The sequence below is a fragment of the Streptosporangium sp. CA-115845 genome, assembly GCF_050943795.1.
In the GTDB taxonomy this organism is placed as follows: Bacteria; Actinomycetota; Actinomycetes; order Streptosporangiales; family Streptosporangiaceae; genus Streptosporangium.
In genome coordinates this window covers 4761834-4785718 of sequence record NZ_CP191988.1, presented here as the reverse complement: position 1 = coordinate 4785718, position 23885 = coordinate 4761834, and the positions used below count along the sequence as shown (strand labels likewise).

Annotated in this window: 22 protein-coding genes, 1 tRNA gene and 1 pseudogene; 6 read left to right on the top strand and 18 right to left on the bottom strand. The window is 65.6% G+C overall.

What is annotated here, in order from left to right:
- Positions 1 to 129: 129 nt before the first annotated feature.
- Positions 130 to 1464 carry an aminotransferase class V-fold PLP-dependent enzyme gene (locus ACQP0P_RS24025; protein WP_433381187.1) on the top strand — a complete coding sequence of 445 codons (1335 nt, stop codon included), beginning with the start codon at positions 130 to 132 and terminating at the stop codon, positions 1462 to 1464.
- A 60-nt stretch (positions 1465 to 1524) separates the two neighbouring features.
- Here ACQP0P_RS24025 and ACQP0P_RS24020 read toward each other — a convergent pair whose 3' ends face one another.
- The 10 genes from ACQP0P_RS24020 to ACQP0P_RS23975 form a co-directional block, all read right to left on the bottom strand.
- Positions 1525 to 1875: a DsrE/DsrF/TusD sulfur relay family protein gene (locus tag ACQP0P_RS24020; RefSeq protein ID WP_433381184.1), complete on the bottom strand. Its 351-nt coding sequence runs from the start codon at positions 1873 to 1875 to the stop codon at positions 1525 to 1527.
- Positions 1872 to 2690, bottom strand: a complete 819-nt coding sequence (phnE, locus tag ACQP0P_RS24015) for a phosphonate ABC transporter, permease protein PhnE (protein ID WP_433381181.1) — start codon at positions 2688 to 2690, stop codon at positions 1872 to 1874. The genes ACQP0P_RS24020 and phnE overlap by 4 nt, the downstream gene beginning before the upstream one ends.
- Before the next feature lie 47 nt (positions 2691 to 2737).
- Positions 2738 to 3496, bottom strand: a complete 759-nt coding sequence (locus tag ACQP0P_RS24010) for a phosphonate ABC transporter ATP-binding protein (RefSeq protein ID WP_433381178.1) — start codon at positions 3494 to 3496, stop codon at positions 2738 to 2740.
- Positions 3496 to 4395: a phosphate/phosphite/phosphonate ABC transporter substrate-binding protein gene (locus ACQP0P_RS24005; RefSeq protein WP_433381175.1), complete on the bottom strand. Its 900-nt coding sequence runs from the start codon at positions 4393 to 4395 to the stop codon at positions 3496 to 3498. The genes ACQP0P_RS24010 and ACQP0P_RS24005 overlap by 1 nt, the downstream gene beginning before the upstream one ends.
- 11 nt (positions 4396 to 4406) lie before the next feature.
- Positions 4407 to 5639 (bottom strand): acyl-CoA dehydrogenase family protein, encoded by a 1233-nt coding sequence (locus tag ACQP0P_RS24000; protein WP_433381172.1) that lies wholly within the window; start codon positions 5637 to 5639, stop codon positions 4407 to 4409.
- Between the two features lie 72 nt (positions 5640 to 5711).
- A complete protein-coding gene (locus tag ACQP0P_RS23995; RefSeq protein ID WP_433382035.1) occupies positions 5712 to 7037 on the bottom strand; it encodes an MFS transporter in 1326 nt (441 codons plus the stop codon).
- A gap of 236 nt (positions 7038 to 7273) precedes the next feature.
- Positions 7274 to 8509 carry an ABC1 kinase family protein gene (locus ACQP0P_RS23990; RefSeq protein WP_433381169.1) on the bottom strand — a complete coding sequence of 412 codons (1236 nt, stop codon included), beginning with the start codon at positions 8507 to 8509 and terminating at the stop codon, positions 7274 to 7276.
- Positions 8510 to 8563: 54 nt separating this feature from the next.
- Positions 8564 to 9295 (bottom strand): hypothetical protein, encoded by a 732-nt coding sequence (locus ACQP0P_RS23985; protein WP_433381166.1) that lies wholly within the window; start codon positions 9293 to 9295, stop codon positions 8564 to 8566.
- 11 nt (positions 9296 to 9306) lie between these two features.
- Positions 9307 to 10038, bottom strand: coding sequence for a DUF6073 family protein (locus ACQP0P_RS23980; RefSeq protein ID WP_433381163.1), 732 nt, complete (start codon positions 10036 to 10038; stop codon positions 9307 to 9309).
- A 52-nt stretch (positions 10039 to 10090) separates the two neighbouring features.
- Entirely contained in the window at positions 10091 to 10534 is a 444-nt protein-coding gene (locus ACQP0P_RS23975; protein ID WP_433381160.1) for a hypothetical protein, read from the bottom strand.
- Between the two features lie 252 nt (positions 10535 to 10786).
- On the opposite strand from ACQP0P_RS23975, the gene ACQP0P_RS23970 reads away from it, so the two are divergent.
- Both ACQP0P_RS23970 and selB read left to right on the top strand, forming a co-directional pair.
- Positions 10787 to 10878 (top strand) — tRNA-OTHER (locus ACQP0P_RS23970).
- A 42-nt stretch (positions 10879 to 10920) separates the two neighbouring features.
- Positions 10921 to 12690 (top strand): selenocysteine-specific translation elongation factor, encoded by a 1770-nt coding sequence (selB, locus tag ACQP0P_RS23965; protein WP_433381157.1) that lies wholly within the window; start codon positions 10921 to 10923, stop codon positions 12688 to 12690.
- Between the two features lie 93 nt (positions 12691 to 12783).
- Here the strand turns inward: selB and selA are convergent, their stop codons facing one another.
- The 4 genes from selA to ACQP0P_RS23945 form a co-directional block, all read right to left on the bottom strand.
- The gene (gene selA, locus ACQP0P_RS23960) at positions 12784 to 14058 is read right to left on the bottom strand and encodes an L-seryl-tRNA(Sec) selenium transferase (RefSeq protein WP_433382032.1); all 1275 of its coding nucleotides are present in this window, start codon (positions 14056 to 14058) and stop codon (positions 12784 to 12786) included.
- Positions 14059 to 14175: 117 nt separating this feature from the next.
- Positions 14176 to 15243 carry a selenide, water dikinase SelD gene (gene selD / locus ACQP0P_RS23955; RefSeq protein WP_433381154.1) on the bottom strand — a complete coding sequence of 356 codons (1068 nt, stop codon included), beginning with the start codon at positions 15241 to 15243 and terminating at the stop codon, positions 14176 to 14178.
- A 112-nt stretch (positions 15244 to 15355) separates the two neighbouring features.
- A complete protein-coding gene (locus ACQP0P_RS23950) occupies positions 15356 to 15907 on the bottom strand; it encodes a carboxymuconolactone decarboxylase family protein (protein ID WP_433381151.1) in 552 nt (183 codons plus the stop codon).
- Positions 15908 to 16189: 282 nt separating this feature from the next.
- Positions 16190 to 16870: a winged helix-turn-helix transcriptional regulator gene (locus ACQP0P_RS23945; protein ID WP_433381148.1), complete on the bottom strand. Its 681-nt coding sequence runs from the start codon at positions 16868 to 16870 to the stop codon at positions 16190 to 16192.
- Positions 16871 to 16946: 76 nt separating this feature from the next.
- Here ACQP0P_RS23945 and ACQP0P_RS23940 point away from each other — a divergent pair, with 76 nt between their 5' ends.
- Positions 16947 to 17516 carry a carboxymuconolactone decarboxylase family protein gene (locus ACQP0P_RS23940; RefSeq protein ID WP_433381145.1) on the top strand — a complete coding sequence of 190 codons (570 nt, stop codon included), beginning with the start codon at positions 16947 to 16949 and terminating at the stop codon, positions 17514 to 17516.
- A 25-nt stretch (positions 17517 to 17541) separates the two neighbouring features.
- Here the strand turns inward: ACQP0P_RS23940 and ACQP0P_RS23935 are convergent, their stop codons facing one another.
- Positions 17542 to 19812, bottom strand: coding sequence for an ATP-dependent Clp protease ATP-binding subunit (locus tag ACQP0P_RS23935; protein ID WP_433381142.1), 2271 nt, complete (start codon positions 19810 to 19812; stop codon positions 17542 to 17544).
- A gap of 262 nt (positions 19813 to 20074) precedes the next feature.
- Positions 20075 to 20182: pseudogene (locus tag ACQP0P_RS23930) on the bottom strand (ArsR family transcriptional regulator); the annotation flags it as partial.
- Between ACQP0P_RS23930 and ACQP0P_RS23925 the strand changes: the two are divergent.
- Positions 20141 to 20287: a hypothetical protein gene (locus ACQP0P_RS23925; RefSeq protein WP_433382563.1), complete on the top strand. Its 147-nt coding sequence runs from the start codon at positions 20141 to 20143 to the stop codon at positions 20285 to 20287. The pseudogene ACQP0P_RS23930 and the gene ACQP0P_RS23925 overlap by 42 nt on opposite strands.
- Before the next feature lie 6 nt (positions 20288 to 20293).
- Here ACQP0P_RS23925 and ACQP0P_RS23920 read toward each other — a convergent pair whose 3' ends face one another.
- Complete coding sequence (locus ACQP0P_RS23920) at positions 20294 to 20644, bottom strand: VOC family protein (RefSeq protein WP_433381139.1); 351 nt, start codon at positions 20642 to 20644, stop codon at positions 20294 to 20296.
- Positions 20645 to 20767: 123 nt separating this feature from the next.
- Positions 20768 to 22216: a DHA2 family efflux MFS transporter permease subunit gene (locus tag ACQP0P_RS23915; protein WP_433381136.1), complete on the bottom strand. Its 1449-nt coding sequence runs from the start codon at positions 22214 to 22216 to the stop codon at positions 20768 to 20770.
- A gap of 297 nt (positions 22217 to 22513) precedes the next feature.
- Here ACQP0P_RS23915 and ACQP0P_RS23910 point away from each other — a divergent pair, with 297 nt between their 5' ends.
- Positions 22514 to 23881 carry an LVIVD repeat-containing protein gene (locus tag ACQP0P_RS23910; protein ID WP_433381133.1) on the top strand — a complete coding sequence of 456 codons (1368 nt, stop codon included), beginning with the start codon at positions 22514 to 22516 and terminating at the stop codon, positions 23879 to 23881.
- The last annotated feature ends 4 nt before the right edge of the window (positions 23882 to 23885 follow it).

Here is a 23885-nt window from a genome sequence, read left to right as displayed (position 1 = left end):
TCTTTGGCTCTACTGACCTCAATGCTAAGCTTTAGAAAAATATAGCTCCTTCACTGCTGCAAGCTGTGCACAGGAGGCATCATGGCCGATTACACCTATCGATCGACTCAGGAAGCTCCCAGCGACACTATGGGAAACAGGTATGGGAGAAGGGAGCTGCTCCGCGGTAGCGTCCTCACCACGGCGGGTGTGCTCACCGCAGGGTGCACCACGGCGCAAGCCGGCACTCCCACTCCCAAGACCGCTGAGGCCGCCCCACGGCTGGACCCCCACGACTGGGAGTCGGTACGCGACCAGTTCCCCCTCACGCGCCGTCTCGCGCACTTCTCCGCGTTCATGCTCGCCTCGCATCCCGCCCCGGTGACAGCGGCGATCAAAGAGTTCCGCGACGGCCTGGATTCCTTCCCTCAGCAGTACGGCATGGGCATGCAGGACTTCGAGCGCAGTGATCACGTGCGGCAGGCCCTCGCCGGGTACATCGGCGCCAAGGCCGAGGAGGTCGCCCTCACTGACAGCGCGACCATGGCCATCGGTGTGGTGTACGGCGGACTGACTCTGAAGCCGGGCGATGAGATCGTGACCACAGAGCACGAGTTCTACTCCACCCACGAATCGCTCCGCCTTCGCGCGCGGGCCGGCGGAGCCGTGGTCAAGACGGTGAAGCTCTACGACGACCCCGCCCGTGCCCGGTCCGGTGAACTGGTGGCGAAGCTGCGCGCCGCCGTCACTGGCAGGACTCGCATCATGGCCGTGACCTGGGTGCACTCGAGCACAGGGCTGAAGTTGCCCGTCAAGGCGATCGCTGACGCCCTGGCCCAGATCAACGCCAAGCGCGACACGGCCGACCGCGTCCTACTGTGTGTCGACGGCGTGCACGGCTTCGCGGCCGAGAACGTGAAGATGAAGGACCTAGGCTGCGACTTCTTCATGACCTCGACGCACAAATGGCTCTTCGGACCTCGCGGCACCGGCTTCATCTGGGGCAGCCCGGCGGCGTGGGCCCGGTTCCAGCCGGTCGTACCCAGCTTCTCGATGCCGGCGTTCATCGGATGGCTGTCAGGTCAGGCACCGAAAGGAGCTCCCGGCGAGTTGGCCACGCCGGGCGGATACCACACCTTCGAACATCGGTGGGCGCTGGCCAAGGCTGTGGAGTTCCATCAGAGCATCGGCCTGGACCGCATCGCCGCCCGCATCCGTTCGCAGGCCGATCAGCTGAAGGCAGGCCTGGCCGATATGGAGCACGTGCGCCTTGTGACGCCTCGCTCCGCCGAGCTGTCCGCGGGGATCATCTGCTGTTCGGTCGATGGCCTGAAGCCCGAGGCCGTCGTGCGGAAGCTGAGCGAGCAAGGAGTCTCGGCCGCGGAGACGCCCTACAGGGAGTCCTTCGTCCGGTTCGGTCCGAGCATCGTCACCAACCCTCAGGAAGTCGATCGGGCCATTCGCTCGATGGCAAGCCTGGGCTGACACACTCCGGCCGGATACTCCGCGGCGGGCGTATCCGGCCGGTCCCTGTTTCGGAGGCGGTCACACGTTGATCGTCCGGTCCGCCCAGGTGGTCCACTGGGCGAGCTCCTTCATGGAGGACCTACGCGCCCCTCTGGCGACGCTGTCCTCGCTGATCCCGCGAGCGTCGAGGCACGCACCGCAGCAACCGACCTCTGCCTGCTTGGACACCAGGCCCTTGATCATGTGTCCGACGTTGTAGTAGCCGTCTGGTGTCTTCTGCCCAGCCATCGCCGATGCCACGGCGTCGCCGAAGAGGAAGACCTTGACCTCGTTGCCGTCCTCGTCGAGCATCTGCCTGGCCCACCGGATGCCGTTGTACGTCCGTTCGCTTCCGTACGGCGCGTCGTGCAGGACGAACAGGAACCTCATCTGGAGCTCCTCTCAAGGAGTGATCGGTAGGGACGCGACCTGCGGTCGCTCGTGCGCCCGGAGGCCGCACCCAGACGGCTCCGGAAGACCTTTGAGATCCTGTCGACCCCGATGACCAGGATCACGACGGAAGCCACCAGGGTGGCAAGTTCCTGGTAGCGGAACAGGTGCAGGGCTATGCCGAGCGCCTGGCCTATACCGCCGGCTCCGACGAATCCGATGACCACGGAACTGCGGATGTTGCATTCCCACTGATAGAGCACCTGGGAGGCGAGATGTGCCCGTGCCTGCGGGATGATGCCGAGCAGCGCGGTCGTCGCCCTTCCCCCGCCGGTGAGCCGCATGGCCTCCACGGGCCCTGCGTCCACGGCTTCCAGTTGCTCCGAGCAGAGCTTGGCCATCACTCCGGCCGAATGGAGAGCGATGGCGTACACGCCCGCAGCCGGGCCCAGCCCCACAGTCGCCACGAACAGCAGCGCCCACAGCAACTCGTGCACGCTTCGCAGCAGGGTCGCGACCCCGCGGGCGGCCATGGCGAGCCACCTGGGTGCCTGTACGTTCGCCGCCATCAGCACCGCGAGCGGGAGACCGATCATCGCTCCCAGGAGGAGCGCCGCGATCGACATCTGCAAGGTCTCCACGGCCGCGTTCAGCACCCTCGACAGAAGCACGGCGTCGAGATCCGGCGGGAAGAGCCCAGAGATCATCTGTACGGCTCCGGCCCGCCCCTGGATGAGAGAGCCCAACCCGATCTCGGTGCCTACGAGCGACCAGGAGATGGCCACCACAATCGCCGCCACCACCAGCAGGCGCAAAGATCTGCGTGAGGGCCGCCCAGATCGGACCGGTAAGTCGTCCGTCGTCATATGACCAACTCCGCCGGGTCGACGGTTCCGTAGATGCGCTCGATCTCCTCGCTATCCGGTGGGGAACCGTCGTAGACCACCTTTCCCTCGCGCAGTGCGATGACCCGGTCGCAGTATCTGGCCACGTTCAGGTCATGGGTGGTGGCCACCAGCGTCGCGCCGCTGTTTCTGAGGTGCCCAAGGGCGACGGCGGCCCGTACCGGATCGAGACCTGATGTGCACTCGTCGGCGAGGAGCAGGCGTGGCCGGGTGAACAGGGCTCGTGCCAGGGCCACGCGCTGACGCTCGCCTCCCGACAAGTGCTCCACCCGCTTGCCGAGCGTGTGCTCGATCTCATGCCGATGCGCCAGTTCCGCAAGCCTGCCGGCGAATCGCCCCGGAACGACACCGACGAGGATCGACGCCCAGTCGCGCGGCCGCCATTGGTATGCGGCCCCGGCCAGGATGTTCGTCCTGGCCGTAAGCCCCGGCACCAGGTCGTCTCGCTGGCGCACACACCCGATGGCTCTTCGCAACCGGGTCACCTCCGTCCGGCGGCCGAAGGGGCTGGAGCCGTCGATGCCGACACGACCTCGTGCCGGACGAACGGCTCCGACGATCACGCGGAGGAGAGTCGTCTTTCCCGCGCCCGATGGGCCGAGCAGGGCGATCCGTTCGCCGGCGCCGACCTTGAGAGTCACGTCGTCCAGGACCGCCCGGCCGGCGAAGACCACCTGAACGCCAGAGACTTCGATCTCGACGGCTCTGGAGCTCATCACTGCCCTCGTGCCGCAGTCAGCAGTCCGAGCGCTTTGGCGTGCTGACGGACTTCCGCATAGTCCGCGGCCGTCACCGCCGCATAACTCTTGGCTCGCATCAGGTCCAGGAGTTTCGGGTCACGGATGGCGAGGAACGCGTCCGTGATCGCCTTGCGAGACGTGGCGTTGAGATCGGGACTCGTCACCCATGGGTAGCCCATCACCTGGCGCGTTTCGACGATTCTGAGCGCTCCCTTCGGCACGCTGCCCTGTTTCTCGAGCCTGTGCAGGATCCGGACTTCCATCCCGCCCGCGTCCACTCCGCCGGACAGCACGGCCTGCGCGGTGGCGTCGTGACCGCCGGTGAACGAGACCGACGAGAGCGGCGGGCAGGCGGCGAGATCGCCGACATCGCAGCGGGCTCCCGCATCGACGATCATGACGCGTGGGTACAGACTGCCCGACGTGGAACTGACGTCGCCGAAGGCGAACGTCCCTCCCGCTGTCACCACGTCCTTGGTCGACTTGTACGGCGAACTCGCCTTCACCACCACCGCCGACAGGTACTCAGGCGTACCTGTCTCCTGGTCCACCTCGGTGACGAACGGAACCACCGCCGCCTGCGCCTCGGCCTGGACGTAGGTCAACCCGCCCAGGTAAGCAACATCGAGCTTCTTGGCGACCAGTGCGGACACCACGCCCGCGTAGTTGGTCGCCACGAAGAGCTCGACATCGGTCTTGAGCCTGTCTGCCAGGTAGGCGCGGAAGGGCTCGTACTGCGCTCGCTGATTCTCCGGCGAGATGTTGGGGATGATCCCCACCCGCAGGGTCGTCGGTATGCCGTTCCGATACTCGTGGTCACCTGAGCCACAGCCGATGGCAAGGAGCAGCAGCGACGTCAGGGCCGTGATGGCCATTCCTCTCCGTCTCATCTCTGCCCGGCCCCCGTCGCAGGAGCCGCACCCGGGAATGAAGGCGGCGGGGCGACGGGAGCCAGTGCTATCCCGAGCGTGCTCGCGCCGATCAGCTCCTTACCCGTGCGGTTGTTGATGGGCATGATCAGTCCAGCCTGTATGTCCCGCCACATGCGTTCGAAGGGCTGTGCGCGGCTGTAGGCCGCTCCTCCGACCACGTCGACCAGGCGAGTCATGATCGCCGCGGCGTTGTTCGTGCAGACGTTCTTGACGAAGGCGCACCTGCCCAGCCCTTCCTGCACGCTGAGCTGGCTGGTCAACCGCCCGCTCGTCACCTCTGCCGCATGGCGGTGCAGCACGCTGCGGTTTACCTCCAATGCGATCTCGACATCCGCGATGGCGTCCTGGACGCGGGCATCGCCCTCGAGTCCTCGCCGGCGGACCTGCTCCACGGCCCAGTTCAGGGCCCCTGCGGCGACCCCCGTGTAGACGGCGCCGAAGCTGGGAGCGGTCCAGCAGATGATCGTCTCCAGAACCTGAACATCGAAATGACCCATCGGGATCGACTGGACGACACCTTGGTCAGGAACGAAGAGGCCGTCGAAGACCACGTCGTTGCTTTGGGTGGCTCGCATGCCGAGCGTGTCCCAGGTCTGCTCGATCGTGATTCCCTTGCTGCTGGGATCCACGAGCAGGACCAGGAGCCGAGGCCCCAGTTCGGGATCCTCGTAGCGCGCGGTGGTCGCCCACATGGTCGCCACCGCGCTGTTGGTTCCGAAATTCTTGCGACCATGGAGCAGGAAGCCGCCGTCGACACGGGTAGCGGCCGTTTTGGCGTCGGTGAACAGGTTCGACGTCCCGATCTCACTGGCGATCGCCGCCAATGTGAGGTGCCCCATCGCCGCGAGCCGCAGGACCTGCTCGAGCGGCGGAGCACCGGTACGGCGCCAGATCAGCCCCCAGGAACCGAGCGGCGCGACGTGCATGGCGTAGGCCAACGCCGTGGCGCCGTCCGCGGCCGCCAGCTGCTCCAGGACCAGCAGCATGTCCTGCTGGTCCGCGCCGAGACCCCCTAGCTCTTCAGGGACCGTCAGTCTCATGAGCCCGGCGTCGCGCAGGTCGTTGTAGTTGTCGTGCGGGAACGTATTGTCTCGATCGTGGTGTCGCGCTCGCCCGGTCAGCGCGGGAATCACCTTGTCGGTGAGCGCTAGAAGCGATCGCTGGCGTTCGTCCAGACACTGGCGCATGGTGATGATCTCCTCGAAACTCGATGAGACGTGACGGGCGGGCGGGCGGGCGGGCGGAAAAACGCATTCAGGTCAGGAGGTCCCGGACGTCGCCGGGAGGACTTCTGATTGGGCAGGTCGTGCTCTGAGCAGCCAGCCGCTCGCCGCGGCCACCAGCGCGATACCCGCCAGAAGACTGAGCGCGATCGTGGTCGGGGTGCCACCGAGAACCCCGGGTCCTGCAGACGGGCCGGTCTGAAGGAGCGCCCCCGTGATCGCCACACCGAGCAAACCGGCTACCTGCCTGCCCGTGTTGAGCACGCCGGACGCCGCTGGGACGAGAGCAGGCGGGAGTCCATTGACCGCTTCGGCACTGGCGGGCGCCATCACCAGTCCGACACCGCATCCCACCAATCCCAGGGGAAGGGCAAGCAGCGCGAGCGGAGCCGGTTCGGCGGCAAGGACGGCGAAGCCCGCCACGCCGATGCCCATCGCCGACTGTCCGGCGATGATGACCAGGCGCCCTCCCACTCGATCGGTGATCGCGCCCGCGAACGGGGACACGAGGCCTGCCATGACAGCCATGGGCAGGAAGGCCAGAGCGGTGTCGATCACACTGCCGGCGAGTGGCCCTCGCACATGGAGACTGACGACGAGCATGAGCCCGGACAGCACCAGGAACTGCACGCAGGCCAGCCACCCTGCGATGCTGAAGGCACGCTGGCGAAACAAGACGGTCGGCATCAACGGCGCCTCGTATCGCCGCTCCCACCAGACGAACAACACGAGCAGAAGGGCACCGGCGACCGCGAACACGGACCCGAACTCGCTCCTGCCGATCAGTGAGTAGGTGATCGCCGCGAGGCCCGCCGTCGCCAATGCCACGCCGGGCCAGTCGAGCGCCTGCCGCGGCGCTACCGCGGCATTGGGCACCCACACAAGGGTCAGTGCCATCGCGACAACACAGATCGGCACATTGACCAGGAACACCCATCGCCAGCCCCAGGTGCTGACGATCAATCCCCCTCCTACCGGGCCGATGATCGCCGCCAGTGCCATGGTCGCGCTGATGACGCCGAGAGCCACCCCACGCCGCTCCTTTGGAAACACCGTCGCGATGATGGTGAGGCTCTGCGGAACGATCAAAGCGCCACCTACGCCCTGCGCCAACCTGGCGGCGATGAGTTGCGCCACCGACGAGGACAGGCCACATGCCAGGGATGCCATCGCGAAGACCACGAGCCCGGCCAGGAGAAGAGTTCTCGGGCCACGAAGGCCGCCGAGACGACCGGCGGTGATCAAGAGTGCCGCGTAGGTCAGCACGAAGCCGTTGACAGCCCAGAGCGCCTGATCCAGATTCCCCTCGGCAACGAGCACAAGGTCCGGCACCATCACCTGCACGACGGTGGTGTCGACCATCACCACGAAAGCCGTGAGACACAGGGTTGCGACGGAACCGCTGATCGGTGGTGCTTGTCGCGGAAATTCTCGCGCGGACATGCAACGCTCCCAGCTGATCAGGACAAGCGAGGCCCAAGGCGAATCAAATACCGTGCGGCGGATATAAACTTTATAAATGTATAGTAATAGTCTATGGCGACAATAGCCCTGTCAAGTCCCTGTTCCGAATTCCTTCGCGTGACAAAGAATGTTCGCTACGTAACAATGGCATCTGTCAAGAGGAGTCCATGCATGACGTGGGGAGCCGCCTCCAGCTGAAAATTCATCAGCGGATGGAGTCGCCGTACCGCGCCCTCGAGTGACAGCAGGCAGAGGAGCGGGAACACGAACTCGGGCTCCGCGAACAGGCGGTTCCTTCGCTGCAGGTCGAACAGCTCGACCGAGAATGCCGCCAGCTCGAAGTCCTTGGCGACCGCCCCCGTGCTCCTTACCACCAGATCGGCGACATCCCGTTTGAACACCGAGACATCCGCACTTTTTTCGATGCGACGCACAGTCGACAGCAGAATATCGGCACAGAATTCGCCATCGCCGCGAATCATTCCGGCAAAGAATTCGGTGAATCTCGTCCGCGCCGTTTCGCTCAACTGGAACATGAATCCGGCGTCCAGAATGACCACGGTGCCGTCGGCCCGAAGATAGACGTTTCCCTGGTGTAGATCTACATGAATGAACCCCTGGACGAAAAGCATGTGGTAAACCGCCCGTACCAGGCAGGACACTCCGGCCTCTTTCGTCTCGGCCGGAAGCCCGTCAGCCGCCGAGCGGTCGAGCCCTGGGATGTACTCCATGGAGATGACGCCATCGGACGACAGCTCCTCCAGCACCGCGGGCACCACGATGTCGGGGAAGTCGGCGAGGGCGTCACGGAGCCTCCGGAGATGCTCGACTTCCCGTGGAAAGTCCATCTGAGCGGCTAGCGACATTCCTACCTGATGGACGATCTCCACCAGCGGCACTCGCCGCAACATCGGCAGCCGCGCGGCCATCCTGGCGAGGAACCCCACGATCGCGATGTCGGCGGCAAAGCGCCGGGCCACGTCGGGACGCCGCGCCTTCACCGCCACGTCGGTCCCGTCATAGCGTGCCCGGTACACACACGCGATGGAGCCACTGGCCACCGGAGGGGTCCGCAAGGCGACCTCAATGCCGACCGGCACCGTCTCGAACGCGGCACTTACCGTCAGCCGCGCCTGCTCGGCGCTCATCGGCTTCACCTTGTCGTGCAACCGGCCCAGCGCACCCGCCAACTCGGCGCCGACGAGATCGACCCGGGTGGCCAGCAGCTGGCCGGCTTTGAGGAACGCACCGCCTAGTCGTTCGATCAAATCAGCGATCTCCAGGGAAAGGCGCGCCCGCCTGTCCTGCCGCGGAGCCGACGCAGCCACGAGCAGCAGACGAGGTACCGCTGAGGCGACCGTCACGGTCACGTGAAGCATTCTTCCAGCGACACCGGCGGCAGCCGACAGGCCGGGCATGCGCGCTCACCCCTCTTCTTCACTCAGGTGCTGTTCCACCACCTCGCGGAGCATCTCCGGCGGAGTGTCGAATCCGCCGGCAGGTACAGCCACGACTCCGCTGGTCCGGGTGAAATCGGTGTGATGGCCGCTTTCGAGCCGAGCGACCCGTACGCGTCGAGGCAGCCGGTCTTCCCCGACGCTGCCCAGTTCCAAGGCATCCCAGCGCCTTACCTGCCGGCCCCTGTGGCTCACCACTCTCGTCACCACGAGCCCATGGCGGGGGGTGACGAACTCCGCCACATGGAGTCCCGCCAGCGAGGACGACCCGGTGTAACAGCGCTTCTCCGCCCGATTGCGTCCCTCGACAGGCGGGCAGCTGTCGGCCGCACTGAGTTGCAGTACCGGGTGCGGCCAAGCCATGAGGTCCAGGTAGCCGATGTCCGTCAGGGGCAGGCAGTCGAACATCAGCCGATCCACAACCTGAATCGGCTTCTTCATCGTTGGCAAATAGGTGTGAATCTGACATGAGGCTGGATCGAGGCTCTCCTCAATCCAGACATAGGTACCGAAGAGCACGTCGGGCTTCAAGACAAAGATCGCGGTGATCGCACTCGCGGCTCCGTCGGTGAAGCGCCGGGCGAAGAGGTATCGCATGGGGTTCTGCCCGATCGTCGCTTCAACGCTGAATGCATAAGATTCGAGCCGGCCCGCGCGAAAGTTCGCACGGGCCGGCCCTTCAACGCGCACGTCATTCATCGTCTCGGTGCCTACGCCAGGAGTCTGGCGAGCTCGGCGGGCACCACCGCGCTGGTGATGGGAACGTGGTGGAGCAGGTTCCCGATCTCGATGTCGGCGGCGATCAACTCGCCGAGCTGACGACCTTCGCCGTCATACAGTGCGTAGGACCTGGAAGTACGCGACACGTCCCCGATCGGCGGGACCATCGCGACCCGCGACTCCAGACGGACCACCTGGTCGCCGGTGTCAACGGTCGTGCCGAGCTGCTCTACCTCGAACCGAGGATAGATCATGGTGATACAGTCCTTGATGGGCATCGTTGTCCCATCATCGGGCGCCGGACTCGGCTTAACCCGCGCTCCCTCCGACTTACTGGGAGTGTTCGAGACCTTGACCTGGCCGAAGATCTCGCTGTGCCCCGTCACCTGGAGCGACAGGAACTGAGCCGTGATCGTCGAACTGGCCCAGTCCAGGTCGGTGGCGGAGTGCGGGTCGTGGCGACGGTAGATCGCCATGCCGTGGAGGTCGACGATGTCCTCACCGAGACCGTCGATACGCACGTGAATGCGCTCGCGGACGATGAAGACCTCAAGGGCCGACGGTGTCAGCGTGTAAGGGCGGATCGGGTAAAGGTTCCCCGGCCCTCCCCATGCCGACGCGTGACCCTTCACAACCTCCGCCGACGAGAGGGTGGCGGCGTCGATATCGGCCGCGACCCCCCTGTCGAGAAGTTGCTGCAGGATTCTGAACGGTTCGCTCACAGTTCAACCTTTCGAGTGAGAGCGATGGAGCGGGGTTGCCCAGCGACACCCGTCAGTTGTCGAGTGACGCCATGAGTGCATCGAGCGAGTCGATGACGTGCGCGAAGTCGACCGTGCGCTCGCGGATCCGGGTCTTGTCGACCGTCTGGTCGCCAAGCTCGATCGCCAGCACCTCGATCAGCCGATCGAGGTTGTTGTAGGCAACGCTCACCGGGAAGTGCGCGAGCGGCGTCTCGTAGTGAGGGTCAGCCGGAGGGCCGCCGGACTCCAGCCGGCCAGTCGAGCCGCTCTCCTGCCGCCACGCCTGCTCCACAGTCAGGTCGTACTGGTGGAAGGGACCTAGGTAGTGAGGCTTCCACAGGCGGCGCAGCTCGTTGGCGCTGATCCTCCTCTCGAGGTAGTCCATGGCGACGGGAATGAACTGCTCTCGGTACTCCTCGAGCAGGGGGCCGACGTCGGGCGACGTCGTCGACAGCGCACGGTCAGCGATGGTCATGCTTCTCTCCCAACCTGGGCAGCTGATCAGGACACCCGTCCGAGCAAGCTCAGAACACTGAGCGTCGATATCCACAGTGGATCGCTTTAAATTCATATAGTCAAGAGCTTCCGGCCGAATCGACCCACTTCAGCACTCTGAAGAACAAAATAGCTTTTGAATACCGACGTAGCGGTAGGGTCGAGCGAGAATTTCGCCGATCACGTACTCGAAGAGTTGACTTTGGACTATAGATATCATTAGTTAGTCCATGGAGGCGTTGGGTGCCTGGTGGCCCTCCCGGTCTACAAAACCGATGGGGCGGCGTTCACGTCGCTGGCGGGTTCGATTCCCGTTCGCCTCCGCTACAGGTCCTCGCCGGGACTCTCGAGCGATGGGAAACACGCATGCACGTCGTCGCGACTGCTGGCCACGTGGATCACGGCAAGTCCACGCTCGTCCGGACGCTCACGGGGATGGAGCCGGACCGCTGGGCCGAGGAGCGCCGGCGAGGACTGACGATCGACCTGGGATTCGCCTGGCGGACCCTTCCATCCGGGCGATCACTGGCTTTCGTCGATGTGCCCGGACACGAGCGATTCGTGACCAACATGCTGGCCGGTGTCGGCCCTGTGCCCGCGGTCATGATGGTGGTCGCCGCCGACGAGGGCTGGATGCCGCAATCGGCCGAGCACCTGGCAGTGATCGATGCCCTGGGCATGGCTCATGGATTGCTCGTCGTCACGCGATCGGACCGCGCCGACCCATCTCTCGCGGTAGAGGAGGCGCGCTCCGAGATCGCGGGAACCTGCTTAGCGGACATCGAATCCGTCACCGTGAGCAGCACGACCGGCGCAGGCATCGATGACCTGGTGAAGGCCCTGGACAGACTGGTTTCCGGCCTTCCCCCCGCACGGCTCGACGCGCCGGTCAGACTGTGGATCGACCGCGTGTTCACCGTCAAAGGCATGGGCACGATCGTCACCGGCACTCTCCCCGACGGCACAGTCTCGGTAGGTGACGAGCTGGTGTTGAGCCCGTCGGGCCGCCGGGTAAGGGTCCGCGGGTTGGAGTCCCTCAAGCAGAAGGTGACGTCCACCTCGGGCGTCGCCCGGGTAGCGCTCAACCTCAAAGGAGTCGAGCTCTCAGACACCGCACGAGGGATGGCACTCACCACTCCTGATCAGTGGACGACGACGCGGTCGTTGGATATACGGCTACGTGGGCTGACCACTGAAGACGTTGGCCGCGAATGCATTCTGCACATCGGATCCGCCGCGGTGGCCGTCAGAGTACGGCGTCTCGGCAGGGAGTTCGCGCGCCTGACCCTGGCGCAGGCCACTCCCTTCCATGTCGGCGATCGCGCCATTCTGCGGGACCCTGGCTCACGCCGTGTCGCGGGAGTGACAGTGCTCGACGTCGGACCTCCGTCCCTCAGCCGCCGAGGGGCAGCCGCGGCGGCAGGCCTAGAGTTGGCTTCATGGCCAGAGGAGCCGACCGCGCGTGAGCTCCTGCGCAGGCATCAGTACCTCAAGAAGTCGGACTTCACCCTCATGGGCCGCCAGGCGGAGGGCCACCCGGCGGCCGGCGAATGGCTGGTCGACCATGACCAGTGGGCGACTCTCGGCAGGCGACTCACACAATTTGTCGGCGAATACGCCGAGCAGAATCCCCTGGCTCCGTCCCTGCCCATGGATATCGCCAAGCAGATGCTCGGCCTCCCCGACCGACGCCTGGTGGAGGCGCTCGTCCAGCCCCCGATGCGGGTGGAGACGGGCCGCATCCACCGGCCCGCCGGCAAGCCCCAACTGCCTGAGGCGGTGGCCGCTGCCGTCCGTCGGCTCGAGGACGAGCTCGCCGGAGCCCCTTTCCGCGCCCCCGATGCGGCTCGGCTGGTTGAGTTGGGCCTGACCTCGAAGGCGGTCATCGCCGCTTCCCGCGTCGGCGCCCTGCTCAGACTGGCTGAAGGCGTCGTGCTGCCGCTGAACGCGGAGTCGGCGGCTGTCGAGATTCTCAGCAGGCTCCGTCAGCCGTTCACGGCCAGCGAGGCCAGGAGTGTGCTGGACACGACTCGTAGGGTCGCGATTCCTCTCCTTGAGTACCTCGACGACAAAGGGCACACCGTGCGGGTGGATTCCACAACCCGGCGAGTCAGGCCCAGGCCCAACAGGTCATAGATCAGGCTGCGTCCAGAGGCACGACGGCGCCTCGCCCAGGTGCCGCGCCTCGGATCACACCGCTGTGCGCCATCGCCTCCTCCGCCGCGCGCGTCAGCACATCGCCTTGAGCAGACTCGTCGCGATCCGCACGTCCTCCGCAGGTGGCACCGTGCGCAGGTCGACGATGACTCTTCCCCGTTCAGCGCGCACGATCACGGGAGGATCACCGGCTCGGAGCCTGCCGACCATGGCCGTTTCAGTCACGGCGCGTGGCTTGATCTCGATGACGACCGTGGGCAATCGCCCCCCCGGAAGGCTGCCGCCTCCCACCATGCCCGTGCCTTCTCGTACGGAAGCCTGCGCCCCGAGCTCACGCGCCAACCGCTCGGCGCGAGTCCGCAGCTCCTCCAGCGAAATGCCGAGCATTCGCAACACCGGAAGGTCGTGCCGGCGCCCCGACAGGTGCGCCAGAAGTGTCGCCTCCAGCGCGGCGAGTGTCAGCTTGTCGATGCGCACAGCGCGCGCGATGGGATGACGGGCGAGCCTCTGTACGAGGGACGCGTCACCCACGATGATCCCGGCCTGCGGGCCGCCAAAGAGCTTGTCTCCAGAGAAGACGGCGAGGTTCGCCCCAGCCTTGAGACTGTCCTCAAGGGTCGGCTCATCCCCCATACGACCGCGAAGGAGGCCGGAGCCGATGTCATGGAGCAGAGGGACACCGGCCTCGCGTGCTACGACGACAAGGTCCGATACCGCGGGCTGGGCGGTGAAGCCCTCAATGCGATAGTTGGAGGGGTGTACCACCATGAGCATGGCGGTGCGCTCGTTGATGGCATTGACGTAGTCAGACAGGTGGGTCCGGTTGGTCGATCCGACTTCGACCAGGCGCGCTCCTGCCGCCTCCATGATGGCGGGGATTCGGAATTCGCCCCCGATCTCGACCAGCTCTCCCCTGGAGACGATCACCTCGCGGTCGCGGGCGAAGGCGCCGAGGGCGAGGAAGAGCGCTGCGGCGGCGTTGTTGACCGCCATCGCGCCGGCGGCTCCAGTGAGCTCTCTCAGGAGCGCGTTGGCCGTGCCCCCTCGCTTGCCGCGGCCACCGGTCTTCAGGTCGAATTCCACGGTGGAGTAGCCGGCGGCGGCGAGCACGGCCTCGCGAGCGGCCTCCGACAGCGGCGCGCGACCGAGGTTCGTGTGGAGGACAACCCCGGTGGCGTTGATGACTTCCTGGACCCGGCCGACCGTCAGCAGCTCGACGGTCCGCGTGACCGCAGCCGCTATGTCGTCCAACGGCGGCAGCGGACGCCCATCAAGGACGGCTTGGCGGGCGTCATCCAGCGCCCGTCGCGCCATCTCGGTCAGGAGGTGCCGCCCCCAGATGCGCATCTGTTCGGTGATCTGCGGGTGAGCGAGGACGGTATCCATCTTGGGCAGGGCTCGTCGTGGGTCTCCGCTCATGACCTTCGCCTCCAGGAAGAGAACAACGTCCTGATCTGTTGGTCGTCACACGCCCGCCCGGACATTGATCCGGCCGGGAGGACCCGGAATCACCTGGCCGATCACCGCGGCAGCGACGCCGTGCCGCCGCAAACGGTCAAGGAGACCGCTCGACGGGCTTGGCACCGACATCAGCAGGCCGCCCGAGGTCTGAGCGTCGTGCAAGAGGATGGCCACCTCGTCGTCCACCGCGACGCCGATCTGGACCCAGTCACGCAGGAAGTCCATGTTGGCGTGAGTGCCACCTGGTACGTACCCCTTGGCCGCCAGCTCGCGTGCATCGGGAAGGAGTGGTACCCGGTCCGCGTCCAGATCTGCCGCGACGCCGCTGGCCTTGAGCATCCTGTGCAGGTGACCAAGAAGGCCGAATCCGGTCACATCGGTTGCCGCTCTCACTCCCGTGGAGACGGCCACCTCGCTGGCGGCCTCGTTCAGCGTGACCATCGACGCGACCGCCTCTTCGACGGTCATGCGGCCTGCGGCACCCTGCTTGAGCGCGGTGACCACCACGCCAGTGCCAAGCGGCTTCGTCAGGACCAGATCGTCGCCCGCTCTTGCTCGGTCGATGGTGAGCAAGCGTGACGGTGTGGCCAGGCCGAGAACCGCCATGCCGTACTTGGGCACAGGATCACTGATGGTGTGGCCGCCAACGACCGAGCAGCCACCAGAGGCGGCCGTCACCGCGGCGCCTTTCATCACGCTGGCGAGCATGCTCAACGGAAGCTTGTCACCCGGCCACGCCGCCAGGTTGAGTGCGACGAGGGGCCGGCCTCCCATGGCGTAGACATCGGAGAGCGCGTTCGCCGCGGCGATGCGGCCCCAGTCATAGGGATCGTCGACGATCGGGGTGAAGAAGTCGGTGGTGAGTATGAGGGCCTGGCCGGAGTCCAGCTGGATGACCGCCGCGTCGTCGCCTTCCGATAGGCCCACGATCATTTCGGGGCCGCGAATGTCGGGAAACACTCCAAAACCGGTCATGAGTTGTTCGAGGGATGACTGAGGGAGCTTGCAGGCGCAACCGGCGCCCGGCGACAGAGTGGTGAGACGTACAGCAGACGGGGTGGTGTCGCTCATGACAGCCCTTTCCGGATGAGCGTCGAACGGCTGGACGGTGCGCGGCCGCCCGGCATGCGATCGCGCGGTAGCCGCGTGATCGCATGCCGGGCGGCCGCCGTCTGAAGGCCATCTAGTGGCCGGTCGCGCACATCCGGTATCCGTCGTTGATGATCATTTGCGCCATGCCGACATAGGCGGCAGGGTCGTCGGGGACGATGGCGGCCAGCCCGTCGCAGTAGCGGTTGAACATGCAGAAGGCCGCCGCGATGAGTACCGTGTCATGGATCTCGGTGTCCGTCGCCCCGGTCTGGCGAGCGACGTCCACCATCGCATCGGTCACCTCGTGACCGCCTCGCGTGGTGGCGCCGGCGATGGTGATGAGCGCCTTGAGCTTGGGCGAGATCGGAGCGCTGTCGAGGTCGCCGATCACCTTGTCGACCAGTGACCGGCCGCCGCCGATCTGGGCCGCGCTGACCTCTGAGTGAGTAGAGCTGCAGAACTTGCACTGGTTCAGCACCGAGACGTAGGCCGCGATGAGCTCGCGGTAACCCCGGCTCAGCGAGTGCGGATTGCGAAGGAGCACCTCAGCGAGTTCGCCCAGAGGACGGCCGGTCTCGGGACGGTACTGGAACAGGCCCGGCGTGCCAGGAGCGAGCTCAGGGGACATGGCGATGTGCGGCATGGTCTCTCCTTTGGAGACGGGTGCACGGCACCCACGGAGCCGCCGCGGCAGGCCGTCACAAGGGCGAGTTCCCACGGCCCGCGAACGCGGGGCGAAGTTCTACCAACTCCCCAAAGTAGACAACTTTAGAGATATATAGTCAAGCATTGCAATCCAGGCCGGATCCCCATTCAATGAGGGCACACGTATGCGCAGACAGGAGAAACCGGCCTGGCGCTCGGCCACTCAAAGAAGTCGGCCGGCAAGACGGAACCGGCTACTTAATCCGATAGTTTTGGGAGTTCAGTGCGCGGACGACGCCATCGGAGCCGCCGTGGCGGGCATCAAGCCGAGGAGCACGCTGGACCGGATGACCGCGTCAGTCTCCCCCAGCAGCGACAACCTGCCCGAGGCCAGCGCCTCGAAAGGGCTCAGGCGCTTGGCGCCGATCTCGACGAACGTCTTCGCGTCCGTGCGGGCGATCACGGCTGCCTGACCGGCGTACGGGCCCTCCACCGCCTGCGGCACCCGCCCCGTCACCGCGATGTGGAAGACCACATCATCGACGTGAAACTCATAGGCCTCGTCCATGTCCGACGCCAGTTCAGGGTCGATCATGGCCTGGACCGCGAGGAAGCCCCAGTGCGGTCGTATCTCGAGCCCGTCATCGGGCGCACCCAGGAACGACATGCCCCAGCGGGCCAGCAGCAGGACGGGCTCCCGAAGCTGCCGCCCGAGCTCGGTGAGCTCGTAGCCATGCTCACGCGACTCGGGCTTAGTGATCACACCCAGCTCGACCAGGTTCTTCAGGCGTTCGGCCAGCAGATTGGTGCCGATCCCCGGGAGCTCGGAGAGGAACTCCCCATAGCGGCGAGGACCCAGGAGCAGCTCTCGGACGATGAGGAGGGTCCACCGCTCGCCCACGACGTCCAGAGCCGAAGCAAGGCCGCAGTACTGGCCGTAGTTCCGCCGAATGTGACCCATGGTGATCTCCCGCCGCGTGCCGTACTTTAATTATACATAGAACATTGCAAGAGCGTTCAACATCTTGGGAGCGGAGATGACAACAGACGGCACGAGTGTTCGCCTGCCGGTGATGAATGAGAGCCACGCGGTCGGCGCGACGGCGGAGCTCTACGCTGAAATGCGGGCTCACTTCGGGTTCGGGCTGGTGCCTGATGTGTTCAAGCTGGTGAGCACGCGCCCCGAATTCCTCAAGGTCTTCTGGGACGGCTACCGCTCGATCTTCTCGGACGGACTCCTTGATCGTGAGGTCAAGGAGTTGATCGCGGCGTTCGTCGCGCGCGAGGTGTCATGCAGCTACTGCGTCGACGCTCACGTGCTCTTCTTGCACCTGGTGAGCGCTGATCCGAGTCTCGAAGAGAGCTTGCGCTGCAGCGACATCGACGACATGCCGCTACCTCAATCCACGCGCGTACTCCTCCATCTCGCTCGAGCGATCACGCACCAGGCCTACCGGATCACCGATGACGATTTCGAGCGGGCCAGGAGGCTCGGATGGAGTGACGCTCAACTGCTGGAGGCTGTGTGGACGGCATGCCAGTTCAACTGGGTCGCGCGCATGGTGAACACAGCCGGGCTGTCGTCGTTGGGTCAGCTGGCCGAATGAGAGCCGAGCAGCGCGGCATGAAGCGCTAGATGATACTAAAGGCGAGTGTCGAGCCACCTTCCACCTCTACCGTCACTCGGTGACCGGAGCGTAGCCGCCCGTTCAACAGTGCTGTCGAGAGCGCGTCGTCGAGTTCCCGCTGTACGATCCGGCGGAGAGGGCGTGCGTTCAGGAGAGGGTCACGGCACTTCTCAAGAAGGAGTCGCCTGGCCTCGGCCGATACCTCGAGCATCGCCCCCGTGCCGTCGAGCAGCCGCTGTGCGACCCCGGCTATGGCCACATCCATGATGGCCATCAGTTCTTCTCTTCCAAGAGGAGAAAAGACAACGGTGTCGTCAACGCGGTTGAGGAGCTCCGGCCGCAGATGCCGCCGGAGTTCGGCGTGGACGACCTCATGCGTTCGCTGAGCCGGCGATCCACCTTCGGAGCCGGCGTCGGGACTGAAGCCGGAGACGCCGTAGGCCTCTCTGGTCCCGATATTGGTGGTCATGATGACCACCGCACTCGTGAAGGTCACCGTGCGGCCATCTCCCGAGGTGAGCCGCCCCTCTTCGAGGACCTGGAGCAGTACGTCGACGACGGCCGGATGAGCCTTCTCGATCTCATCGAAGAGAACCACGCTGAAGGGCTTCTCCCGAACGTGGCGGGTCAACCGGCCGCCTTGGTCGTATCCCACGTAGCCAGGGGGCGCCCCGAAGAGCTTGGAGACGGCGTGGCTCTCGCCGTATTCGCTCATGTCGATCTGGATGAGGGCGTCGTCGTGGCCGAAAAGAAAAGCGGCGAGAGCCTTGGCAAGCTCTGACTTCCCCACGCCCGACGGCCCCGCGAACAGAAACGACCCTGCTGGGCGATCCGGATCGGCCACGCCCGCTCGCGCCCGCCGTATCGCGCCGCCCACCGCGGCAAGAGCGGCGTCCTGCCCGATGACACGCTTACTCAATTCGGCTTCGAGCCCTCGTAGGCGAGCCAGTTCCTCCGCGGTGAGCCGCTCGAGTGGGATGCCCGTCGTAGCGGCGATGACTTCGACCACAAGGTCCTCTGTCACCCGCTGTGGCGCTGCCGAGACGGGCGGTCCCGCCAATGCGCGGATACGCGCCAGAGCGCCGGCCTCGTCGATCGCGTCTATGGCCTTGTCAGGAAGAGAACGTCCCGTGATGTGCCGGTCGGTCAATCGGGCGGCGGCCACCAACGACTCGTCGGTGAAGGTGACTCCATGGTGTGACTCGTAACGCTCGCGCAGTTCTTTGAGGATCCTGATGGTCCCGGCCACGGTGGGAGGCTCGACCCGCAGTGGCTGGAATCTCCGCTCCAAAGTCGCATCCCGTGCGATGGAGGTGCGGTACTCCTCCGGTGTCGTGGCGCCGATCATGCGCAGTTCGCCGCGCGCCAGCATCGGCTTGACCATGGCGGAGGCGTCGAGGCCGCCGGCCTTGTCGCCGGCTCCGATGAGCGAGTGGATTTCGTCAAGGAAGAGCAGGACTCCGCCGTCGTCGCTCGCCTCACGAAGGACGGTCCGAAAGCGTTCCTCGAACACCCCACGCCGACTCGCACCTGCGATCATGGAGCCTAGGTCCAGCGCGTACAGCCTTTTGTCCCGAAGCTCCTCGGGCACCTGTCCCTGCACCATTCGGCAGGCCAGAGCCTCGACCAGTGCGGTCTTCCCCACTCCCGGCTCACCCAGAAGCACGGGATTGTTCTTCGTCCGCCGCAGGAGGATCTGCACGAGCCGCTCGAGTTCCGCGTCCCGGTCGATGACCGGGTCGAGCTCCCCCGCCCTCGCGGCATCGGTGAGGCTTCGTCCGAACCGGCCGAGCAGGAGGTCCGCTGACCGGACCGGGCCCGCGGCCACCCTGATCGGTTGCGGCACTTGGTCGAGCTTCTCCAGGACCCGGTCCCTGAATCGCCCGGGATCGGCGCCCAGGCTCTTCAGCACCAGCGATCCCGCGTCCTCGTCGTCGCCGAGCATGCCGAGAAGGATGTGCTCGGTGTCGATATCGTCCTGCCCCAGGCGGAGGGCCTCGGTCGACGAGCGCTTCAGGAGGCCGACGGCCTGTTCACTCAGCGGTAGACGCCCAGCGGAGAAGACCTGTCCTCTGCCGAGGACCTTCTCCACCTGCTCGTGGACCGCGTCAAGGTCGATCTCGAATTCCGCGAGCAGTGCTCCGGCGATCCCTCCGGCCTGGACCAGACCGAGAAGGATGTGTTCGGTTCTGATGGTGTTGTGATTGCACATCCTGGCTTCCTCTTCCGCCAGGACGAGTACTTTCCGCGCACGAGCGCCGAGCCGGTCCACCATCTCCGCTCCTCGCTCGGACCCCGGCGAGGTGAAGGCCGGGGTCCGGACTACATGGGCCGTTGCGGACGTCCGCCCCGCCCTCGCCATACGTCATCACGGACGCCGGCGACTTTCTCGAGCGACTTTTTTTGGGAGGCCGGTCCTCCGCGGCCTCCCTGGCGAGATCGAAGCCGGATCGCCACATGTCTTCCACGAACTCGCGAAGCTTGGCGAGCGTCACGGGGCTGGCTCGATAGAGCCGCCGGGTGCCTTCTCTGCGCTCTGTGATGAGCCCGGCTTCTCTCAGGACTTTCAGATGTTGCGACACTGCCGGCCGGGTGACCTCGAAGTGTTCGGCGATCTGCCCGGCCGGCAGTTCGGTGGATGCGATGAGATGGAGGATCGCTCGCCGCGTGGGCTCCGCGATCGCCCGGAGGACGACATCGAGATCTTCAGCCGCCGACTCGTCTCGCATCTCACCGGCGTGCATGTCTGAGGCGTCTCAGCGCTGCCACAACCCGACCTGGAGGCCGTCCGGGTCCTTGAAGGTGGCCATGACGCCGATGCCGGGGATGTCGTAGGGAGGCATGACGCGCTCGCCGCCCTGGGCTTCGACCTGCTTGAGGGTCGCCTCGGCGTCGTCGACGACGATGTACATCACCAGAGCGGCGCTACCGCTGCCGTCGGCCTGCCCGATGCCACCGGGGATACCCTCGCCGGCCCCGGTGTCCACCATGCCGTAGTTCATCTGCGGGTCGACGTCGATCTTCCAGTCGAAGATGTCGGAGTAGAAGGCGCGGGACTTGGCGGCGTCCTTGGAGGTGAGGTCGAACCAGGCAATCGGCTTACCCATGGTCTTTCCTTTCGTGATGTTGCGTGGAGTTGACGGTTCGTGCGAGTCGGAGCAGTGAGCCCCCTCCCGGCGATCGAGGGCATCGAGGGCAGAGTGCCCAGGCCCTCCCCCTGTCAAGGAGGGTCAGGGAACAGCCGGACCAGGCTGCATGTCGGGTGCCACAGCCGCGCCGGACGGCTGGTCGGATGGGCGGCGGATGATCAGAGCGGCCAGCACGCCGGCAAAGGTGATCACGCTGAGGGCGATGGTGGCCGGTGTGAAGCCGGCGATGAACTGCTCGTCCGTCCCGTAGCCACCCTGCGCCGTGAAGATGGCGGCAACGGCCGCCACTCCGAAGACCGCTCCGACCTGGCGAATGGTGTTGCTGACGCCGGCGGCCATGCCGACTTCCATAGGACCGACCGACCGCATGACAGCCGAGGCCACGGTAGGGAAGGCGATGGCGACACCGATACCGGCCAGCAGCAGAGGGATGATCATCGGACCGTAGCCCATTCCCGCCGAAGCCATCAGGGCGATCGCCAGGAATCCGATCCCGTGCAGGAGGAGGCCGACGATCACCAGAGGGCGCTCCCCCATGTTGTCGGCCATCTTGCCGGCGATCGGCGAGATGAAGAGCGCGAGGCCCACCCAGGGCAGAAGCCTGATGCCGACGCCGAGCGGGTCGTTGCCCTCGGCGAGCTGGAGGTACTGAGCGAAGACGAAACCGTTGCCGTAGAGAGCGGCCGCGAGCACAAACCCGGTCAGGCAACCACCGGTGAAGCTGAGGTTGCGGAACATACCCACGGGCATCATGGGGCTCTTCGCTCGGGTTTCCCAGACCACGAAGAGCACCAGGGCGAGCGCACCGCCGATGAACCCGGCGAGCACGGTGGGCGAAGTCCAGCCTGCCTCGCCGCCGCGGATGAGCGACTGGGCGATACCGAAGACTCCCACGGTGGACAGCAGCAGGCCCAGCAGGTCGACACCCCGCACGGCCCCACGCGTCTCCGCGATCTTCCCCATGCTGAGCGCGATGAGGACGATGCCCACAGGAACGTTCAGCCAGAAGATCCACTGCCAGGCGAATCCCTGGATGATGAGACCGCCTACCAGCGGCCCCGCCGCCACGGCCACGCCTGAGATCGCGCCCCACACACCGAACGCGGCTCCCCGTTCCTGCGGTGGCGTGGCGTCGGTGATGACGGCGAGGGCCAGTGCGATGGCGATGCCACCGCCGACTCCCTGCAAGCCGCGGGCGGCGATGAGGGTCTCTATCGATGTGCTCATGGCGCATAAGGCAGAGCTGAGGGTGAAGAGCGCGATGCCGATCACGAACAGCTTTCTGCGGCCGAAATGGTCACCAAGGGCAGCACCCGTGAGGATGAAGGCGGCGAAGCCCAGTTCGTAGGCGTTCACCGTCCAGCCCAGGCCCGCAACTCCGGCTCCGAGCTCCTCGTGAAGGGTGGGCAGCGCGGTCGTCACGACGAGCACGTCGAGCCCGACCATGAAGGAGGCGAACGACGCGAGGACGAGGGTCCATCGCTGCCGTGCCTGTGAGAACCCCTGTGCGGAACTGTCACTGACAGTCATGGCTTACTCCCAACCAGACAGATTGGCAGGACGGGCAGCGCCCCCCGCTCCGCAGACCTGACCGTCCACAGATCGCTGCATGGTTTTAAACGTTAGTGATGACTTCCGAAAGCGTCAACTGTCACTGTGTACGTGCGACGTACCGCCAAAGACTCGAAGATTGCCCATCGATCGCCAATCGAGGGCACAACCGGCTTCCCCAACCTTTCGCCCCTCTGAGTAGTTGACTATATATTTATAAAGTACTCCACTGGAGTCATGAGAAACAGCCTGCAGCCTCTTCGGCGGATCCGAATCTTGGTCGCTCTCGTTGCGGCTCTGCTCGTGACCATGGCCGGCGGTACCGCAGCGAGCTGGCCTGATGCGCCGTTGGCGAGTGGCAACATGCGGCACGTGGCCAACGTGCCGAAACTTCCACCCTTCGACGGCATGTTCACGCCGTCGACCGACCTTGCTTTCACCGGCAGGTACGCCGTCGCGGGCAACTTCGCGGGCTTCACCGTCTTCGACATCGGCAACCCGCGCGCCCCCAGGCTGGTCGCCCAGGTTGTGTGCCCTGGTGCTCAGAACGACGTGTCGATCGCGGGCTCCCTTCTCTTCCTGTCAACGGATGACCCACGCAGCAACGACTCCTGTCAGAGCGCGCCGGCAGCGCCTGCCGATCCCGTCGCCTGGGAAGGCATCAAGATCTTCGACATCAGTGATGCCGCACACCCGCGCTACGTGCGTTCCGTCGAGACGGCGTGCGGCTCCCATACCCATACGCTCGTCCCCGGCAAGGGCCAGGACCGTGATGCCGTCTTCGTCTACGTGTCCTCGTACCTGTCCGGGCCGGAGTCCCCCGGATGCCGATTGCCGCACGACAAGATATCGATCATCCGTGTTCCGCTCGGCTCTCCCGGCCAAGCCGCCGTGGTCGCCCAGCCTGTGCTCTTCCCCGATGGGGGAAACCCTGGAGGAACGGGGACCACGTGGTATCCCACGTCAGGCTGCCACGACCTCACGGCGCTCCCCAGCAGGAACCTCATGGCCGGCGCGTGCATGGGAGACGGCATCCTGCTGGACATCTCCAACCCCGCACGTCCTCGTGTCCTCACCACGGTTCGCGACACGGAGACCTTCGCCTTCTGGCACTCGGCGGTGTTCAGCAACGGCGGTGACAAGGTCGTCTTCAGCGACGAGCTGGGGGGCGGGTTCGCGCCGACGTGTACGCCCGACGTCGGCCCGGCCAGGGGTGCCAACGCGATCTACACCATCAACGGCAGGGGGGACCGCCGTACCCTCGTGAAGCAGGGCTACTACAAGATCCCACGCCACCAGTCGCCGACGGAGAACTGCGTCGCGCACTACGGGTCCGTACTTCCGACACTCGGCCGGGACATCATGGTGCAGGCCTGGTACCAGGGCGGCGTGTCGGTCTGGGAGTTCACCGATCCCCGCCGGCCACACGAGATCGCCTACTTCGACCGCGGGCCGTTGTCGCCGACCCAGCTGCTCCTGGGCGGCGCCTGGTCCGCGTACTACTACAACGGCTACATCTACGTCACGGACACGCAGAAGGGTCTGGATGTGATCGATATCCGGGACCCGCGGACGCTCAGTGCCAAGCTCGTACGCTATAGGGAATTCAACCCGCAGACGCAACCATGGTATCCGGGACGCTGAGCCG

What these genes read in the sequence shown, in the direction of transcription:
- ACQP0P_RS23950 (WP_433381151.1), bottom strand. Translation starts at nt 15,907, where the DNA reads ATGCCGCACATCGCCATGTCCCCTGAGCTCGCTCCTGGCACGCCGGGC.
- ACQP0P_RS24010 (WP_433381178.1), bottom strand. Translation starts at nt 3,496, where the DNA reads ATGAGCTCCAGAGCCGTCGAGATCGAAGTCTCTGGCGTTCAGGTGGTC.
- selA (WP_433382032.1), bottom strand. Translation starts at nt 14,058, where the DNA reads ATGCGCATCTGGGGGCGGCACCTCCTGACCGAGATGGCGCGACGGGCG.
- ACQP0P_RS23975 (WP_433381160.1), bottom strand. Translation starts at nt 10,534, where the DNA reads ATGACCATCGCTGACCGTGCGCTGTCGACGACGTCGCCCGACGTCGGC.
- ACQP0P_RS23995 (WP_433382035.1), bottom strand. Translation starts at nt 7,037, where the DNA reads ATGGTCGACACCACCGTCGTGCAGGTGATGGTGCCGGACCTTGTGCTC.
- ACQP0P_RS24020 (WP_433381184.1), bottom strand. Translation starts at nt 1,875, where the DNA reads ATGAGGTTCCTGTTCGTCCTGCACGACGCGCCGTACGGAAGCGAACGG.
- ACQP0P_RS23920 (WP_433381139.1), bottom strand. Translation starts at nt 20,644, where the DNA reads ATGGGTAAGCCGATTGCCTGGTTCGACCTCACCTCCAAGGACGCCGCC.
- selB (WP_433381157.1), top strand. Translation starts at nt 10,921, where the DNA reads ATGCACGTCGTCGCGACTGCTGGCCACGTGGATCACGGCAAGTCCACG.
- ACQP0P_RS24005 (WP_433381175.1), bottom strand. Translation starts at nt 4,395, where the DNA reads ATGGCCATCACGGCCCTGACGTCGCTGCTGCTCCTTGCCATCGGCTGT.
- ACQP0P_RS23935 (WP_433381142.1), bottom strand. Translation starts at nt 19,812, where the DNA reads ATGGTGGACCGGCTCGGCGCTCGTGCGCGGAAAGTACTCGTCCTGGCG.
- ACQP0P_RS23940 (WP_433381145.1), top strand. Translation starts at nt 16,947, where the DNA reads ATGACAACAGACGGCACGAGTGTTCGCCTGCCGGTGATGAATGAGAGC.
- ACQP0P_RS23945 (WP_433381148.1), bottom strand. Translation starts at nt 16,870, where the DNA reads ATGGGTCACATTCGGCGGAACTACGGCCAGTACTGCGGCCTTGCTTCG.
- ACQP0P_RS24000 (WP_433381172.1), bottom strand. Translation starts at nt 5,639, where the DNA reads ATGCGCCAGTGTCTGGACGAACGCCAGCGATCGCTTCTAGCGCTCACC.
- selD (WP_433381154.1), bottom strand. Translation starts at nt 15,243, where the DNA reads ATGAGCGACACCACCCCGTCTGCTGTACGTCTCACCACTCTGTCGCCG.
- ACQP0P_RS24025 (WP_433381187.1), top strand. Translation starts at nt 130, where the DNA reads ATGGGAAACAGGTATGGGAGAAGGGAGCTGCTCCGCGGTAGCGTCCTC.
- ACQP0P_RS23985 (WP_433381166.1), bottom strand. Translation starts at nt 9,295, where the DNA reads ATGAATGACGTGCGCGTTGAAGGGCCGGCCCGTGCGAACTTTCGCGCG.
- ACQP0P_RS23915 (WP_433381136.1), bottom strand. Translation starts at nt 22,216, where the DNA reads ATGACTGTCAGTGACAGTTCCGCACAGGGGTTCTCACAGGCACGGCAG.